Source organism: Muribaculum intestinale, assembly GCF_002201515.1.
Classification (GTDB): domain Bacteria; phylum Bacteroidota; class Bacteroidia; order Bacteroidales; family Muribaculaceae; genus Muribaculum; species Muribaculum intestinale.
In genome coordinates this window covers 2,125,322-2,139,172 of sequence record NZ_CP021421.1, presented here as the reverse complement: position 1 = coordinate 2,139,172, position 13,851 = coordinate 2,125,322, and the positions used below count along the sequence as shown (strand labels likewise).

Genomic DNA, 13,851 nt, shown 5'->3' with positions numbered 1-13,851 from the left:
GATTGGTAAAGAAATGTATATATTCGCAAATATATCGATTAAAATTCGTTTTTCACTTATTTTTTAGAAAATATTCCTATATATTATTAATAAATAGAGAACCAATATACTATTCGTTGCATAACATTACGTTACATAGATATCTCTAACTGTAAATACCGGTTCACTTCTAAAATGGATATAATCAATACAATCAATGATATTCTCTGGAGCTATCTGCTGATAGCAATCCTGCTTGGTGCGGGATTGTATTTTACCATACGACTTAAAGGTGTACAGTTTCGCCTATCCGGAGAGATGGTAAGACTGCTTTTGAACTCAGGTACAAACCGACAACACTCGGAGTCGGCGCCTATCGGACACCGGCGCATCAGTTCGTTTCAGGCATTCGCTGTATCTCTGGCAAGCCGTGTAGGCACAGGCAATATAGCCGGAGTAGGCATAGCCATCGCTGTAGGTGGCCCAGGAGCAGTGTTCTGGATGTGGGTTGTAGCACTGTTAAGTTCTGCCAACGCCTTTGTTGAGTCAACACTTGCCCAGCTGTTCAAGGTGAAAGGGAAAAACTCATTCTGCGGCGGCCCTGCGTATTACATACAGAAAGGCACAGGGCGACGGTGGTGGGCTACAACATTTGCGATACTGATTACAATCACTTTTGCATTTGCATTCAGCTCAGTACAAAGCAACACCATTGCAATAGCCCTACACGGCAGTTTCGGGTGGAGCCGTATGTGGATAGGCATCGTGCTTACCGCACTCACCCTTTTGGTTATCTGCGGAGGCATACAGCGCATAGCTCGTATCAACGAAATAGTGGTACCGGCAATGGCTCTGCTTTACATCGCTCTCGCGCTTTATGTAATAGTAGTGCGCATCGAATACTTCCCCCATGTGATGAAAATGATTTTTGAAAATGCATTCGGCATCAATCAGGCTGTCGGAGGTTCTCTCGGAATGGCAATGATAATGGGTGTGAAACGCGGACTTTTCAGCAATGAAGCAGGCGAGGGTTCTACTCCGAATGCCGCCGCCACAGCTACTATAAGCCATCCTGTAAAGCAAGGGCTGATACAGACTCTTGGCGTATATGTCGACACGCTGATTGTATGCACAGCCACAGCTTTCATAATACTTTGCAGCGGGATGTTTGATAGCGGCCTTACCGGTATAGAGCTTACCCAGGCCGCCCTTTCCGAAGAGGTAGGAATAGCCGCTACCGTTTTTGTTGCAATAGCCATAATGCTCTTCGGATTTACAAGCATAATCGCAAATTATTATTACGGCGAAAACAACCTTGATTTCATACACCGTAGCCGGCATTGTCGCTACATATTACGCATTTCAAGCGCGGCATTGGTGATGGTAGGCTCTGTGGTATCGCTCGACATAGTGTGGACGCTGGCCGACATAACCATGGGACTAATGACATTGTGCAACATAGCCGCCATACTTGTGCTCGGACGGTATGCACGCCTATGCCTTGATGACTATCTCAGTCAACTCCGCCAGGGGAAAGACCCCGTATACCGCAAGGAGACCATACGCGAGATTGCCGACCAGACCGAATGCTGGTAACACATTCTAAGACCCCGTTCCCCAATATTTCTTAACGCTGGGGTCGCATATCTCTGAGTGATTTTTGTCTTGTGATGAAGGAGCGTAGCCGTAGCTACGTGACTGAAGAACAAGGCAAAAAGCGCCGGAGAGATGCGATGATAAGGTAATTTATACATCAGCACACAATTAATTTCACCCCAATTTATAACTTGTTGGATTAGATTGGGATATACCACAGATTTGACACTTAGACAGTGCAACTTTATTTTAGAAAAATTTCCGAAAATTTTCAATACGAAATCAAAGGCTGATATATTCGAGATTATTATTAGCTCAGTGCAAAATGAGAAACTTGCATAAACGCTCGATTTTCATTGGGATGAAGCGGAGAGTCAAGATTCTCTCTATTGATTATCAGGTATTTATATAGATTTAGATAGCTGAGTAGTTACCTTAGGTCACAGATAGTCATATGATGGAGAGAAAGTGTCGCCCCGCAGCGGATCGCCGGAGGAGATACCACCGGAAAGCCATCGCACACGCTGCGATGACCGCCCGTGGTTGAAACTTTCGGGCTGCTCATAGCCATAGGCCTTGCGCTGCAGATAGTCATCACCGATTTTTGAGGCTGCATTGATGGCATTCTCGACATCACCCTCCTCGATAGAAGAAAACATTTTGTTATCAAGATTACCCCACACTCCGGCGTAATAATCGGCCTGTAGCTCAAGGCGGACGCTGATTTTATTAGCCTCACTCTCGGGAAGACGCGACATCGCAGAATGAGCCTCGTCAAGGGTGCCGAGCAGATACTGCACGTGGTGGCCTACTTCATGGGCAATCACATAAGCATAGGCGAAATCACCGCTTGCTCCTATCGACTGCTCCATCTGCTTGAAAAAATCGAGATCTATATATACCGTCTGGTCAGCCGAACAATAGAACGGGCCTACCTGGGAAGTGGCATTACCACATCCCGACTGTATCGAACCTGAATACAACACCATCTTGGGACACACATATTCGCCCCACCCCTGTCGGCGGAATTCCTCGGTCCATACATCTTCAGTGCCGGCAAGTACTTTCGAGGCAAGCTCGGCAAGCCGCTGGTCCTCGGCATCGGGCGTATATTCCTGACTGGCGTAAGAGTACGACCCCTGCCCCTGATTTACGACATTGGAAACTATATCGCCGATACCACCGCCACGCATAAGGGTGATTATGGCAACTATGATAGCACCCACTATACCTCCCCCGATGCCGAGGGTACGTCCTGTAGAGCGTCCGCGTCTGTCGCTGATATTGCTGCTCTGCCGTCGTCCGTCAAGTCTCATAATGTATGATTATACCTTTCTTTTTTAAACTGAATATAATGCCAGTTTGTTTTATTATTACACTAATAAATTTTATAATCATGGCATACAAGATTGAACAGGTGGAAGGCATAGGCGAATCTTATGCCGCCAAACTAAGGGAAGCCGGTATCAACACCACGGATGATTTGCTCGAAAAATGTGCCACCCGAAGCGGACGTGAGAAAGTGGCTGAGGCAACAGGCATCAGTGGTAAACTGATACTTAAATGGACCAACCACGCCGATTTGTTCCGTATAAAAGGTGTCGCCGGCCAGTTTGCCGAACTGCTTGAAGCCGCAGGAGTGGATACGGTAAAGGAACTGCGCCATCGTGTGGCCGATAATCTCGCGCCCAAACTTGTGGCTATCAACGATGAGAAGAATCTATGCAACCGCGTGCCATCTGTGACCGAGATACAGCGCATGATTGACCACGCTAAAGAACTTGAGCCGATTGTAAGCTACTGACGCACATAATGCATCGGTTATAACCGATTAGATATTAGCCGTGTATCCAATAATTACCGGGTACACGGCTTTATCTTGCATTTACGTCTGTTTAAAGAAAAATTAGTACCTTTGTATAGTAATTCAGATAAACGATGAACCAGTCAAAACTTGATAAACTCCGCAGCCGCATAGACGGCATACGTCCTGTAAAAGTATTGTTTGTATGCCTCGGCAATATATGCCGGTCGCCTGCCGGCGAGGGTGTGTTGCGTTCTATTGTAGAAGAAAACGGAGCAGATAACGACTGGGTAATTGACTCTGCCGGTACCTACGGCGGACATGCCGGACAACTGCCCGACCAACGCATGCGCATACACGCACGCCGTCGCGGATATGAACTCACACACCGTGCCCGCCGTTTCTCCCCGTCCGACTTCGATGATTTCGATATCATAGTGCCAATGGACAGTTCAAACGAGCGCAATCTGCGCGATATGGCACGCACAACCGAAGACATCGAAAAAATAATCCCTATGATTTCATTCGTCGGCATGGCCACACGCTACGATCACGTTCCCGACCCTTATTACGAAGGCTCGGAAGGTTTCGAGCTCGTGCTCGATCTGCTTGAAGACGGTTGCCGCAATATGTTCCGACAGCTCGCGCCATCGGAACATTGACACCCATTATGTAGCCGGCCTTTCCTCATCAAACACACAGTATCTTGCTTACCAAACATCACGCATGACCGACAGTCAGGAACAAAAATCCATATCCGATTTATCGACCCGCCCTATCGGACGTCTGCTATGGGAATACAGCATGCCCGCAATCGTGGGTATGGTGGTTATGTCGCTGTACAATGTAATCGACCGAATATTCATAGGCCGCGGCGTGGGCGCTGAGGCTATTGCCGGATTAGCCATCACATTCCCGGTAATGAACATCAGCGCTGCAATAGGCGTGCTCATAGGAGCCGGTGCCGCGGCAAGAGTGTCAATAATGCTTGGCCAGCGCGACAGGCGCGGTGCCGAGGAGGTGTTGGGCAACTCTACTGTGCTCATACTCGTAAACGCAATTGTCTACCTCACATTTTTTGCCATATTTCTGGATGACATATTAAGGCTGTTCGGCGCCTCGGATATCACTCTGCCCTATGCCCATGACTTTATGGCATACTTGCTTCCGGGAATGCTGATAATGAACGTCATGTACTCGCTCAACAATGTAATGAGGGCTACCGGATATCCTAAACAGGCAATGATAACCATGTTTATCGGCGCAGGATGCAATGTAGTGCTCGCTCCCATATTCATCTTTGTGCTCGACATGGGTATCAAGGGGGCGGCAATTGCCACAGACATATCAATGACTGTAGGCATGATATTCGTGCTCGCCCACTTCTTTAATAAGAAATCGACAGTACATTTCCGCCGCGGAATATACCGTCTGAAATGGCGCATCATAATTGGCATAATTGGCATCGGCGCTGCACCGAGTATCATCAACGCGGCATCATGTGCAATAAACATACTGATAAACCGCACTCTTGTAGATCTCGGAGGAGACCTCGCCGTAGGTGCCGCAGGCATATTTTCTACATTTACCTCGCTTCTGTGCATGGTAGTCGTGGGGCTGTGTCAAGGCGTACAGCCCATTCTCGGCTACAACTATGGTGCGGGCCATATCGACCGAATGAAACGCGCATTCTGGCTCTCGGTAACGATTGCCACGGCCGTAACTACTGCCGGATGTATATTCGGTCTCTTCACCCCTAAGTGGATTGCACTTGCATTTACCGACAATCCCGAGCTTATATCTGTCACTGTAAACAGTCTTGAGATATCAATGCTGGCATTTTGGGCTGTTGGATTTCAGATTGTATCGACTACGCTGTTCCAGTCTATCGGCATGGCCGGCAAATCTATATTTCTTAGTCTCATCAGACAGGTAATATTCCTGATACCGCTGTTGATAACACTTCCCAAGACTATGGGCCTCGACGGTGTATGGGCTTCGTTTCCTACATCCGATGCCTTTGCAACGGTAGTGACTCTAGTAATGGTAATATGGCAACTGCGACGCATGAACCGCCAACATGCGCTTAAGCCAATGGAATAAACAAAGATTGTGTGTCATACGTTTTTATTGTCGATACCGGCACTCCTATTTACTGCTCCTCCGCCGGTTTCATATCACTCTAAAAACGTATCTATATGAACACTACCGACAAAAAACTGGCCGACGCACAGGCCGCTGCAGCCGTAAGTATGGCTGAGGCACGCGAAAGCGCATGCGAAGCAAAGACAGCAGTAACAGATGCAGCATCGGCTGCAAAGGAGTCCGCTGCTGACAAACTCGGTGATATCAAGGACGCTGCTGCTGACAAACTCGGCGATATCAAGGATGCTGCTGCCGACAAACTCGGCGATATCAAGGACGCTGCTGCCGACAAACTCGGCGATATCAAGGATGCCACTGCCGACAAACTCGGTGATATCAAGGACGCCGCTGCCGACAAACTCGGCGATATCAAGGAAAAGGGATCCGACATCCTTGATAAAGTAAAAGGATTTGCCGCCGATATTCTCCACAAGGGTGCTGCAGGAGCCGAAAATCTGGCAGACAAACTCGACAACTGATTATACCCTCAATGTAAACATTCTATTCGTTTTGTAATAAAATGCACATTATGCGCCTTGACAAACGCGCATAATGTGCATTTTTTCTTACTATATTATGCTTTCTATCTATCTTCTAATCCTCGCTGTAGTGGCGCAGCACACGCCGGTATGAATTGAATATCTTTGATTTAGACACAAAGCCAATGTATTTACCATCCTCTACAACAGGTAGATTCCATGCCGACGTGCGGTCGAATGTCTTCATTACGCTCTCCATTGTGTCACCAACCTGTATCGTAGCTGGAGGAGTAGTCATAAACTTGCTGACATACATTTTCTTATAAAGATCGGGACGGAACATGATATTGCGTATATCGTCGAGCAACACGATGCCCATAAGCCGCCCCTCCCCATCAAGCACCGGGAAAAGATTGCGCGATGACTGCGATATTACATCGACCATCTGCTTGAGATTCATCTCCGGGCTTACAGGTTTGAAATCATTCTCAATTACATTGTTGACTTTAAGCAGACGGAGCACCGACTTATCCTTATGGTGGGTAAGGAGCTCGCCACGCTTGGCCAGACGTATGGCATAAATGCTGTATGGCTCGAAAATTTTTATTGTACCGTAGGATATCGTACTCACAATCAGCAATGGCAAGAATAGATCGTAGCCTCCGGTAAGCTCGGCAGTAAGGAATATCGCCATAAGTGGCGCATGCATTACACCCGACATCACTCCGGCCATGCCCATAAGAGCGAAATTTTTGACCGAAAGGTCAAATCCAAGTCCGATGTGATTTAAAAAGTACGCGAAGAAAAAGCCTGTCATGCATCCCATGTAGAGCGACGGAGCAAATGTACCGCCTACTCCGCCGGCACCGTTGGTCGACGATGTGGCAAACGCCTTTGCCAAACAAAGACCCGCAATATAGAGTCCGATAATCCACACTACATTGCGGTCGGCATAAAATATCGAGCCGTCGGCCACTGATGCCGTGTCACCGTTGATCATCGATGTAATCACATCGTATCCCTCGCCATACAGCGGAGGGAAAATGAAGATAAGTACCGCAAGGATACTGCCTCCGATAGCCGCACGCATCCAGGGATTCTTGATTTTCCCGTAGAATCCCTCCATCATGGCCATGACACGAATAAAGTATAGCGACGCAAAGCCACAGACTATACCAAGAAGTATGGCAAACGGTATGCGCACTGTAAGGAAGTTCTCACTCTGGGTAAAAAAGAACTGCACATCGTAGCCGGTAAATATATATGCCACAGAGGCTGCCGACACCGACGAGATAAGAAGGGGCATTACCGAAACGGTGGTAAGATCAAGCATCAGTACCTCCAGTGTAAACAGTGCGCCCGACAAAGGCGCCTTGAAGATTCCCGCAACACCGGCTGCGGCACCGCATCCTACCAGAATCATCAGAAGTCGCGGCGATAGTCTGAACATCTGTCCGAGTGTAGAGCCTATGGCCGACCCGGTATATACAATCGGTCCCTCCGACCCTACCGAACCGCCGAAACCGATAGTAATCGATGCAGCCACAACCGATGTATAACAGTTGTGGGGCTTCAGTCGGCTTTTATTCTGCGATATGGCAAAAAGCACTTTGGTGACACCATGCGATATGTCGTCGCGCACCACATATCGCACATAGCAACTCACTATCAGAATGCCGATAAGAGGATATACGAGATATAGATAGTTGCCCCCGGTAATATCGATATTGAGCAGAAGCGATGATGATATATAATGTATCAGCCATTTGAAAGCCAGAGCTGCAAAGCCGCATACGATACCTACTATCAGCGCAAGGAAAAGCACGAAATTTTTTTCCTTTATATGCTTCTCGCGCCACATGAGCAGACGGTAAAACCATGCGTTGCCTGTGGTCGATATGTTATGTAATACTGGATTCATGTGTAGTTACAATTATATTTACTGTATATATCATACACCCTTCCCGGTAATGACCGTGCGTATGGTATATATCATTATTTTAAAGTCGGTGGAGAACGAAATGTTCTCAAGATACATCAGGTCATAGCGCAGACGTTGCAACATCGCATCTATATCGCCGGCATATCCGTACTTGACCATACCAAGCGAAGTAAGGCCGGGACGCACCTGCTGAAGCAATGTATAATAGGGCGCACGCTCCATGATTTTCTCAACATAATATGCACGTTCCGGACGTGGACCGACGAGCGACATGTCGCCACGCACTACATTCCAGAACTGAGGCAGCTCGTCGATACGATATTTACGTATGAAATGTCCGATACGGGTCACACGAGAGTCATCGGGAGCGCTAAGTTCCGGCCCGTTAATCTCGGCATTGGCTCTCATCGACCTTAGCTTGTATATCGTGAATGGTTTCTTGTTTTTTCCTATACGCTCCTGAGAGAATATCGCCGGTCCGGGCGAGTCGCGACGTATAGCCAGTCCGAGGACAAGAATTATAGGCGCGGAAATCACAAGCCCCAAAGTGCCGAATACGATATCACACAGGCGTTTCACATTCAATGACGACTCCGAGGCCCTGGCATGTCCAATGTTGACCAACGGCTCGCCGGCAATCTTGTCGATACGCATCTGAGACGTGAGCATACGATAAAGATCCGGCGGTGTGAGCACATCTATACCAAGAGGCAGTATGCGGCATATTATATCCATAGCTACGGTGGCATCTCCGTCGTGAGGCATAACCACAAGGCAGTCAAGTCTGCGTACCTCCACTTGATGCATGAAGTCATCATCTGCCGAAAGACAGCCGAGTATGCGCATCCCGCTCCATTGGCTCTCATCGCGCAAGCGCGATGCCATAACCTCGGCGGCATCGCCATCGCCGACAATCATTGTGTTGCGCATCCATTTCCCGGAATAGACCTCGCGACGCACATATGCCGTTATAATCGAGCGACCGGCGTAGACAATGACAAAAAGCAGCCCCCACAGATATGCGGTGTTGAGATAAATTATCATGCGCCGGTGCTCAACATTGTTTATCAGAGCCAATGCAAAAAAGACGCAGGTGCCGGCAAGAGTGGACAGAATGGTGCAACCTAACTCCTGGGAACGCGACTTCAGAAACACATTATTGTAGTAGCCCGACAGCCAATATATCCCTATCATAAGAATCGGGAACAATGCCTGCTCAAGTACAACGCTGGAATCACACAAAAACTCGCACAAGGATCCGTGCCTTACTCCACTATCAATATAATAGCGCAATGTATTGTAAAGCAATACAGCAACACCCGTCGTAAGAAAATCGACAGTTATATATATCAGTCTATGACGTTGCATCTGCGTCACGGGCGCAATACTGTAATTTGACCGTTACAATCGATTTTTATCACTCTCGAGGGTGAACTCTCTGAAACTTCGTCGCGACGCGATGTGCATACATAGTCTACCGCTTTGATTATCGAAGATGATATATCAGAAAAATTTGCCGCTGCAGGCTCTCCACTGACATTGGCTGACGTGGACACAAGCGGACGTCCGAACTCACGGCACAGAGCGCTGACAAACTCCTCGCGCGGTATGCGCATACCTACGCTACCGTCAGCGGCAAGCACCTCCGGGGCCAGGTCTCTGCCACCGTCAATCACCATAGTGGTCGGCCGCTCATCGGGATTGGCAATCATCTGCGATACCACGTCGGGCAGCGGAGCAGCATGCGCACGCATCATGTCGCCATCTGCGACGAGGAGTATCAGAGCCTTGCTGTCGACCCGGCGCTTTATCTCATATATGCGTCTTACAGCAGTGCTGTCTGCTGCGTCACACCCGATGCCCCACACCGTATCGGTCGGATATAATATAATGCCGCCCCTGCGCAATACCTCGCAGGCACGCACGATATCAACACCATACATATAGGAATCGCAACTTTTATCCATACGTTGTTAATATGAATTTAAGAATGACTTGCATAACTTGGTAAGTCATAAAAATCATTATGACTTAATTACGCTTAGCCACACAACAAAATTAATCAATGAATCTTAATCCACGAAATTTAGCGTCCCTAAAAATCATATCCCATCCCCAAAACCTCATCAAGAGCACTATGGCAAGCTGTAGGCAATATGTCGCTTTAGCATTCATTGACAGAGGGGGTATTGTGGTGTCTGTTATCCGATGCGTTCACGGATTTTGTCCCATATCGGGTCGTGGTCAATACCTACCTCGGACATAAAAAGGGATAAAGATACGGCTATAATCAGTGGCAATATACCATAGTATTTATTCATGGCAACAGTGATAATGATTTTGCCAATTTATACAAAATACTTAAAACATGCAAATATTATCGAAATATTTTTTACATACACTTCTGTATAATAACTGAATGTATGATTTGTGGCCTGCAATACACGTCAGTCGGCACAGGAGCCATCGGGAAGGATGCGTTCGCCGCGGTAAGGTTCGATATGGCTTGTAACTATAGTAGACGGACCAAACGTTTCACACAACTTCCGCTCTACATCCGTGGCAATAGCATGCGCCCGGCTTACCGTAAGCATGGGATTGACCTTTAAGTGTACATCAATTATTATGGTCGAACCATTGCGGCGTGTACGCAGATGATGATATGTGTCCACTCCGGGGGTTGCAGCAATTACCTTACGTATACCGCTAAGCATGTCGGCAGGAAGAGCTTCTTCAAGCAGTTCACGCACTGCGGGTATGGCCATCTTTATCCCCACTATTATTATGAATACCGACACTACCATAGCGGCTATGGGATCGAGCACCCTGAACTGAGAGCCGAGCCACATCGCCCCGGCTACCCCCGCAACCGTGGCTACAGATGAAAAACTGTCGCTGCGGTGATGCCATGCATTGGCCACAAGAGCTCCGGAGTGTATCCGCTCTCCCGCACGACGCGTATAATGGTAGAGCCACTCCTTTACAACGATTGAGGCCACACACATGACAAGAGCAATCATGCCGGGCCGGGGAAGTTCCTCGCCATGCACAGTAAGAATCACTTTGTGAATCCCGTCGACGAGTATGCCAATGCCTACGATTACGAGCAGCACCGCTATCAGCATCGATGCAAATGTTTCATACTTGCCATGGCCGTACTCATAGCGGCTGTTGGCCTTGCGATGGCTTATAGTCACCATCACGAGCACAATCACGTCAGTAATAAAGTCGGAAAACGAATGTATGCCGTCGGCCACAACTGCACCTGAATTGCCGACTATGCCACCAACTACCTTGGCTGTACCGAGCAGGGCGTTCCATACAAACCCCACCCATGTGACATGACGGGCCACACGCAATCCCTCGTCACCAATCTGCGGCGGCTTGGAATCGTGATAATCTCCGTTTATATGTACATGGTCGGGCATCATATATAACAGTCAGACTGCAAAAATAGCTTTTCTTTTCGACAACAGCCCAAATCATCGTAAATTTGCGCCCAAATAATACACATATGCCATATATCAGACTGTTCAACCCAGAAAACGACATCATGCTGCAATGGCCGGCAGAGCGCACCATCGCATCGGCCCATACCCTCAGCCCCAATGTCGAGGCACTCCGGCGCGCGGGAGCCATGCTCCCCGTGTGGTGGTCGTCGCCGGGCGATGCTGTCATCGTGCATGACGACGACAGCCTGTACAGCAGGAAATGGCTCGATGAAATGTCGGCATTATTCCCATTCCTGTCGCATGTGTCAATCGTATCTGCGACCGATACCGGAAAACCGGGAGCCCCCTGGGGATGGTCGGGCGATGCGGCCCGCCGTCTGAGCCGCGCCGGAGCGGAATGCCCGTCAATCGCGCAACTTGAAAGGATGCGCATGCTGAGTCACCGCTGTACGTCATTAATGGTTATGGAATATCTGAAACAGAACTCCACCATTCCCCTACCCCTCCTACCTACCGAGGCAACGACAGTTGAAGAAGTGCAACTCGCCGTCGCATCTTCGCCTAACGGATTCTACATCAAATCGCCATGGTCGAGCAGCGGGCGCGGAGTAGTACGGTTCGACACTATCTCGGAGAAAGTCCTCCAACGCATCGGCGGCATGATACGCCGTCAGGGGAGCGTGATGGTCGAACAGGCTCTCAACGGCATACAGGACTTCGCCATGCTCTACCACATCGCCGACGGAAAAGCGCAGTGGAAAGGATATTCCCTTTTCTTCAACTCACACTCAAGCTATAGCGGAAACCTGCTCTGCGATGACGCCACAATAGAACACCGCCTCGTAAGCGCCGGAGCCGACCGCAAGACCCTTATCGCCATACGCCACTGCGTTGCAAATGCTCTATCGGAAATCATAGGCCGCGACTACACAGGATGGCTGGGAGTAGACATGCTGCTCGACCGCGACGGCATGATAGCACCATGCATAGAGGTCAATCTACGCATGACAATGGGCGTTGTGGCCCACTTTCTGGCCGAACGCATACTTGCGCCGGACACCGAGGCCGTATACTCGGTCGAGCCACATTCTCCACGGGAGAAAAACAATTCTCCGACAATCGTCGACGGGCGACTTATTGCCGGAGAACTAATGCTTACACCTCCCGGAGGAGCGTTTGACTTCAAAATATCCGTAACCGAAAGAAAACGCTGACACGGGGTGACGCGCACCGACATGCATGCAAGTCTACATGCGATTACGCCTTGGCTCCTTTCAGGCCGCCTTTGGCTCCACCGGTAAGATTGAATATATTCTGGTCGTATGACACTGTCTTCATACCCTCCTCACGCTTACGCCGCAGAGCGAGCTTCACAAGCTCGTCCATCAACTTGTCAAAGCTGAGCCCGGTAGCCTCCCACAGATAGAACGACAGAGAACCGGGAATGGTATTGATTTCATTTACATAAATCCGTCCGTCGGTACGGTCGATCATCACGTCGACACGGCTTACTCCGTGGCAAGAAAGCACGCGGAACGTTTCTCCGGCAAGATGCTGTATCTCTTTGGTCACATCATCGGGCAACTCGGCGGGAATACGCTTCTGGCTCGATTGCATACCCTCACTGCCTTTTCCGCCGCCCATGTACTTCTTTTCATATGTAAGGAAGTCGCCGCTCTTGATAGGCTCCTCAAGCACCGATGTACGGTAGTCGTCGCAGTCACCGAGCACCGAGCAATTGATTTCCTGCATGTCGGCAAGCATATGCTCCACGATTATGCGTGTCGAGTAGCGCTCCGCATCATCTATGCGTGCTTTCAGCTGATTGCGGTCGTGGGCTGAGCCGATACCTACGCTTGAGCCGAGGTTGGCGGGCTTGATTATCACCGGATAGCCCAGAGTGTCCTCAATCTGCTCGATAAGCGCGTCGCGGCGTGTGTGCCACTGCTTGTCGGTAAACCATACATAATCCACCACAGGCACATCATTGGCGCGAAGTATCATCTTCATCGTGATTTTGTCCATGCCGTTGGCCGACGAAAGCACGTCGCATCCGGCATAAGGGATACCTATGGTCTGGAGCACACCCTCGAAAATACCATCCTCCATATTGGTTCCGTGAAGCACAGGAATCACCACATCGAGCTTGCCCACAGGCTTCATGGCCGATGACGAAAAGAATCCCTTCGGATTGGCCGGATACAGATTGTAATCGCCATACACGGGGCGCATGTATACCTCGGTACACTGCTTCAGCAATTCCGGAATGTGACGGTAGTTCTTTACGTCAAACAGCGGAGCGCCGGTGTACCAGTGCCCTTGCTTTGTGATATATATCGGTGTCACGTCATACTTTTCGCGGTCGATTGCGGCCATGGCCTGCGAGGCCGATATCACTGAGATTTCGTGTTCGGTGCTTCGTCCGCCGAATATCACGCCTATGTTGGTTTTCAT

12 protein-coding genes are annotated in these 13,851 nt (G+C 49.1%); 6 read left to right on the top strand and 6 right to left on the bottom strand.

Going from position 1 to position 13,851, the window contains the following annotated elements:
- Nucleotides 1–174 precede the first annotated feature (174 nt).
- Nucleotides 175–1,575 (top strand): alanine/glycine:cation symporter family protein, encoded by a 1,401-nt coding sequence (locus ADH68_RS08590; RefSeq protein ID WP_068961169.1) that lies wholly within the window; start codon nucleotides 175–177, stop codon nucleotides 1,573–1,575.
- A gap of 440 nt (nucleotides 1,576–2,015) precedes the next feature.
- On the opposite strand, the gene ypfJ is transcribed toward ADH68_RS08590, so the two are convergent.
- Nucleotides 2,016–2,891: a KPN_02809 family neutral zinc metallopeptidase gene (ypfJ, locus tag ADH68_RS08585; RefSeq protein WP_068961170.1), complete on the bottom strand. Its 876-nt coding sequence runs from the start codon at nucleotides 2,889–2,891 to the stop codon at nucleotides 2,016–2,018.
- 80 nt (nucleotides 2,892–2,971) lie between these two features.
- On the opposite strand from ypfJ, the gene ADH68_RS08580 reads away from it, so the two are divergent.
- The 4 genes from ADH68_RS08580 (at nucleotide 2,972) to ADH68_RS08565 (ending at nucleotide 6,003) form a co-directional block, all read left to right on the top strand.
- On the top strand, nucleotides 2,972–3,379 hold the full coding sequence (locus tag ADH68_RS08580) for a DUF4332 domain-containing protein (RefSeq protein ID WP_068961171.1): 408 nt from the start codon (nucleotides 2,972–2,974) through the stop codon (nucleotides 3,377–3,379).
- 134 nt (nucleotides 3,380–3,513) lie between these two features.
- Entirely contained in the window at nucleotides 3,514–4,041 is a 528-nt protein-coding gene (locus ADH68_RS08575) for a low molecular weight protein-tyrosine-phosphatase (protein ID WP_068961172.1), read from the top strand.
- A gap of 64 nt (nucleotides 4,042–4,105) precedes the next feature.
- The gene (locus ADH68_RS08570) at nucleotides 4,106–5,482 is read left to right on the top strand and encodes an MATE family efflux transporter (RefSeq protein ID WP_068961173.1); all 1,377 of its coding nucleotides are present in this window, start codon (nucleotides 4,106–4,108) and stop codon (nucleotides 5,480–5,482) included.
- A gap of 95 nt (nucleotides 5,483–5,577) precedes the next feature.
- Nucleotides 5,578–6,003: a hypothetical protein gene (locus tag ADH68_RS08565; RefSeq protein ID WP_068961174.1), complete on the top strand. Its 426-nt coding sequence runs from the start codon at nucleotides 5,578–5,580 to the stop codon at nucleotides 6,001–6,003.
- Between the two features lie 115 nt (nucleotides 6,004–6,118).
- Here ADH68_RS08565 and ADH68_RS08560 read toward each other — a convergent pair whose 3' ends face one another.
- From ADH68_RS08560 to ADH68_RS08545, 4 genes are all read right to left on the bottom strand, one after another.
- Nucleotides 6,119–7,924 carry a chloride channel protein gene (locus tag ADH68_RS08560; RefSeq protein ID WP_068961175.1) on the bottom strand — a complete coding sequence of 602 codons (1,806 nt, stop codon included), beginning with the start codon at nucleotides 7,922–7,924 and terminating at the stop codon, nucleotides 6,119–6,121.
- Nucleotides 7,925–7,954: 30 nt separating this feature from the next.
- Entirely contained in the window at nucleotides 7,955–9,313 is a 1,359-nt protein-coding gene (locus ADH68_RS08555) for a sugar transferase (protein ID WP_068961176.1), read from the bottom strand.
- Nucleotides 9,314–9,318: 5 nt separating this feature from the next.
- A complete protein-coding gene (locus ADH68_RS08550) occupies nucleotides 9,319–9,912 on the bottom strand; it encodes an L-threonylcarbamoyladenylate synthase (protein WP_232321362.1) in 594 nt (197 codons plus the stop codon).
- A 480-nt stretch (nucleotides 9,913–10,392) separates the two neighbouring features.
- On the bottom strand, nucleotides 10,393–11,376 hold the full coding sequence (locus ADH68_RS08545; protein ID WP_232321364.1) for a cation diffusion facilitator family transporter: 984 nt from the start codon (nucleotides 11,374–11,376) through the stop codon (nucleotides 10,393–10,395).
- A gap of 83 nt (nucleotides 11,377–11,459) precedes the next feature.
- Between ADH68_RS08545 and ADH68_RS08540 the strand changes: the two genes are divergently transcribed.
- A complete protein-coding gene (locus ADH68_RS08540; RefSeq protein ID WP_068961178.1) occupies nucleotides 11,460–12,611 on the top strand; it encodes a hypothetical protein in 1,152 nt (383 codons plus the stop codon).
- 43 nt (nucleotides 12,612–12,654) lie between these two features.
- On the opposite strand, the gene ADH68_RS08535 is transcribed toward ADH68_RS08540, so the two are convergent.
- On the bottom strand, nucleotides 12,655–13,851 hold the full coding sequence (locus ADH68_RS08535; RefSeq protein ID WP_068961179.1) for a D-alanine--D-alanine ligase family protein: 1,197 nt from the start codon (nucleotides 13,849–13,851) through the stop codon (nucleotides 12,655–12,657).